The sequence below is a fragment of the Actinacidiphila bryophytorum genome (genome assembly GCF_016916835.1).
In the GTDB taxonomy this organism is placed as follows: Bacteria; Actinomycetota; Actinomycetes; order Streptomycetales; family Streptomycetaceae; genus Actinacidiphila; species Actinacidiphila bryophytorum.
Genome location: NZ_JAFFIX010000056.1, coordinates 1 through 2,956 on the forward strand (window position 1 = coordinate 1; position 2,956 = coordinate 2,956).

At 69.7% G+C, this 2,956-nt stretch carries 3 protein-coding genes; all 3 read left to right on the forward strand.

Annotation, left to right across the window (positions count from 1 at the left end; genetic code table 11):
• The first annotated feature begins 861 nt into the window (after positions 1 to 861).
• On the forward strand, positions 862 to 1,362 hold the full coding sequence (locus tag JT723_RS34500) for an ATP-binding protein (protein WP_205048854.1): 501 nt from the start codon (positions 862 to 864) through the stop codon (positions 1,360 to 1,362).
• Positions 1,363 to 1,501: 139 nt separating this feature from the next.
• A complete protein-coding gene (locus JT723_RS34505; protein ID WP_205048856.1) occupies positions 1,502 to 2,077 on the forward strand; it encodes a TetR/AcrR family transcriptional regulator in 576 nt (191 codons plus the stop codon).
• Between the two features lie 336 nt (positions 2,078 to 2,413).
• The coding region (locus JT723_RS34510) for a transposase (RefSeq protein WP_205048855.1) at positions 2,414 to 2,956 on the forward strand (543 nt) is incomplete at its 3' end.

The following is a 2,956-nucleotide window of genomic DNA, read 5'->3' on the forward strand; positions in this document are numbered from 1 at the left end:
GTCTGTGCGGTATCGCCGCCGACGGGTGTGGGTTCCGCCGACGTGGGTGCACCGTGTGAGAACGTACGTTCTCGCCGGCAAGAACAACAGTACGGGAACGAAGGTTCTCGCGCAAGACCGACACCCACGACCTGGCAGCTCTCCCTCGGTCGGGCTATCGCGCGCCTTGGCTGGTGGAGCGGCACTTTCGAGGCAAGCCGCCGTGAACGGAGGGAGTCGACGGCCGGGCCCGCACTCGCAGCCGCCCTGTGCGGAAACCTGGCGCCTCTCGCCCGCGCGATGCCTATCGCACCTGACCCGCCGCCTTCAGGACCCCAATGTCGTTGTCATCCACCGGGGGCGGCGCCTGTGTGACTGCCGCCGCCTTCGCATTCCGGCAGGCCTTGCTGGCGTGGCGACCCCCGCGCCGTAGTTCCGGGCCCGGCGCCGGATCCACGGCGCGGCCGTTCGTGCGTGAGGCTGTACCTGCGGCAGGGGTAGCCGCGCGCCTCGAGGGCTTTGGGCTCAGGATTCCCTCGCAGGCCTTGAAGACCCTCTCACCTGCGGTGAGCGCGGACGTTGCTCCGGATTCTCGGAAGTTCGGCGCATCCCTCTTGCGCAGAGAACGACCGTTCTAGAGGGCTGGCCTCATTCAACAGAACGACCGTTCTCGGCTGGAGGTTCACGACACTGTCATCGCTGGCCGGACGGATTGCCGGTTCGGTCGCCGCGAGTGCCGCAGGACCGCCGCCTCGGCCCTGACGCCGGCCCGCTCCAGGGCCGAGGGCAGAGAAGCTGCAGAACGCGAGCCTGTTGATGGCTCGGAAAGTTCAGGTGGGTGATCCCATGACTCTCTCGCACACCGCAATGCACCCCCCGCCGATGGCGCTGCCCTCGTCCGGCGAGCAGTCCCGGCCGGCCCCCGTGACCCCGGTGCTGGCGCATGCCCGTACGGGCATGCGCCAGCACGGCATGATCGCCCTTCCCGCCGAGGAGCGCTGGGTGCGCACCGCCCGCCTTTTCGCCGCATCCCTGCTCGCCCGATGGGACGTCGTCCCGGAGGATCGGGACTCCGTCCTGCTGATCGTCGGCGAGCTCGCGGGAAACGCGGCCCAGCACGGACGGGCCGACATGATCGTGAGCCTCGCGCTCGAAGGCCGCGCCGTGCATATCGAAGTTGCCGACTACGGCGTCACGGCGCCCTCGCCCCACCCTCGCTGCACCGGTGCCCCTGATGAGCACGGCCGCGGCATGGACATCGTCGAACTCCTGGCGGACTGGACCGAAACACTCGAGGAACGGGATCACCGGCGGGACCGCGTCGGCCTCCGCGTCGCCACCACACCGGCTGAGAAGCCCCAGGCGGACCTTGTCCTCGCTTGAGCGGGCGGCGGGCAAGACGCCCGGCCCCGATCCGGGCAGGCGCATACGGCGGGCTGGTCGGCCCGCGCCCGGGAATATGCCGTGCGGCCTGGTGGCTGTACCGTAGGAGAACGACCGTTTTCGAGAATGGGTGAGCGAAGTGGAACCCGAGACGACCGAGCAGCGGATCCTTGACGCTGCCGAGGAACTGTTCTACGGCCGAGGCATTCAGTCGGTGGGAATGGATGCGATCCGCACCGCCTCCGGCGTGCCCCTCAAGCGCCTGTACCAGACCTTCCCTTCCAAGGACACTCTGGTCGAGGCGTACCTGAGGCGGCGGGACGCAAGGTGGCTCCGCGATCTTGCCCAGTACGTGGATACCTACGACTCACCCGAGCAGCGGATTCTGGCGGTCTTCGACTGGCTGTTCCTCTGGTTTAGCGAGCAGGAGTTCCGCGGCTGCGGCTTCATCAACTCCTTCGGGGAGCTGGGGGCCACGTCCCAGACCGTGGCCGACATCGCGAAGGCCCACAAGGATGCCTTCCGGCGATATCTTGCCGATCTCGTGGCCGTCGCAGACGCGCCCGCGTGGCTGACCGACCAGCTCGTCCTCCTCGCCGAGGGCGCGATGACCACAGCGGCCATCTCCGGGACTCCAGAGCCCGCCCGTCACGCCAAGGACGCCGCCCGCACCCTGCTGCGGGCCGCTCACGCAGACGTGGTCACCGCTGCCTGAGCGCGCCGTCGCCTTCACTCACAGAGCCCCGCTTCCGTTCACTCCGGCGTGCGACCCAGTGAGCAGGGCGCACGTGCGGCTGGTCCTCGGAGGGGGCTTCTGGCCCTGCCCGCGCCGGTCGTCCACTGAGCAGGACCCGCAGCCACCGGCCGGCGCGCGGATGACCATGCGAGTGCGGGTCGCGGCCAAACGCCGCATACGCGACGCCGGGTTCCGCCGTCGTCCAGGCCGCCCGGGATATGCACCTGTTCTGGCCGACCGTGATGCATGCCTTCCGCGACCAGGCCCGCGAGGTCGTCGACGCATCGTTGCACGAACGCGACGCGGTGGGCATCGGTGAGGACCCGTCGGGGCAAGCCGCGCCTGGGAACAAGACCCCGACACCGGCAGACGGGCGGGGTACGCGATCGGTGGCACACCGGCTTCACCGACGCCCTCGGGGCGTGCGCGCTGCTGGGCCAGGTCGAGGACCGCAGCGTCGCCGACGTGCCGGCCTGGCTCGCCACCACCCCGCTGACTTGGAGAAAGAGCACCACACGCGTCGCCATCGATGTGTCCGCCACCTACCGCGCCGCGATCCGCACCAGCCTGCCGCCCACCAGGGTTGCGGTCGACCACTTCCACGTGACGCAGCTGGCGAACAAGATGCTCTCGGCGGCCCGGCGCCGCACCACCGCCGAGGTCCGCGGCCGACGCGGAAGAGCCACCGATCCGAAGTGGTCGGCCCGCTGGCGCCTGCTGCGCAGCCGTGAGGACCTCACCGACGAGCAGTCGCGACGACGTGGAACGCGTCGGCGAGGGACAATCGGGCAGCAGACCCTGCTGACGACATGGATCGCCAAGGAGAACCTGCGCGGCCTCCTCGCTCTGGCCGGAACT

What these genes read in the sequence shown, in the direction of transcription:
- JT723_RS34500 (WP_205048854.1), top strand. Translation starts at nt 862, where the DNA reads ATGGCGCTGCCCTCGTCCGGCGAGCAGTCCCGGCCGGCCCCCGTGACC.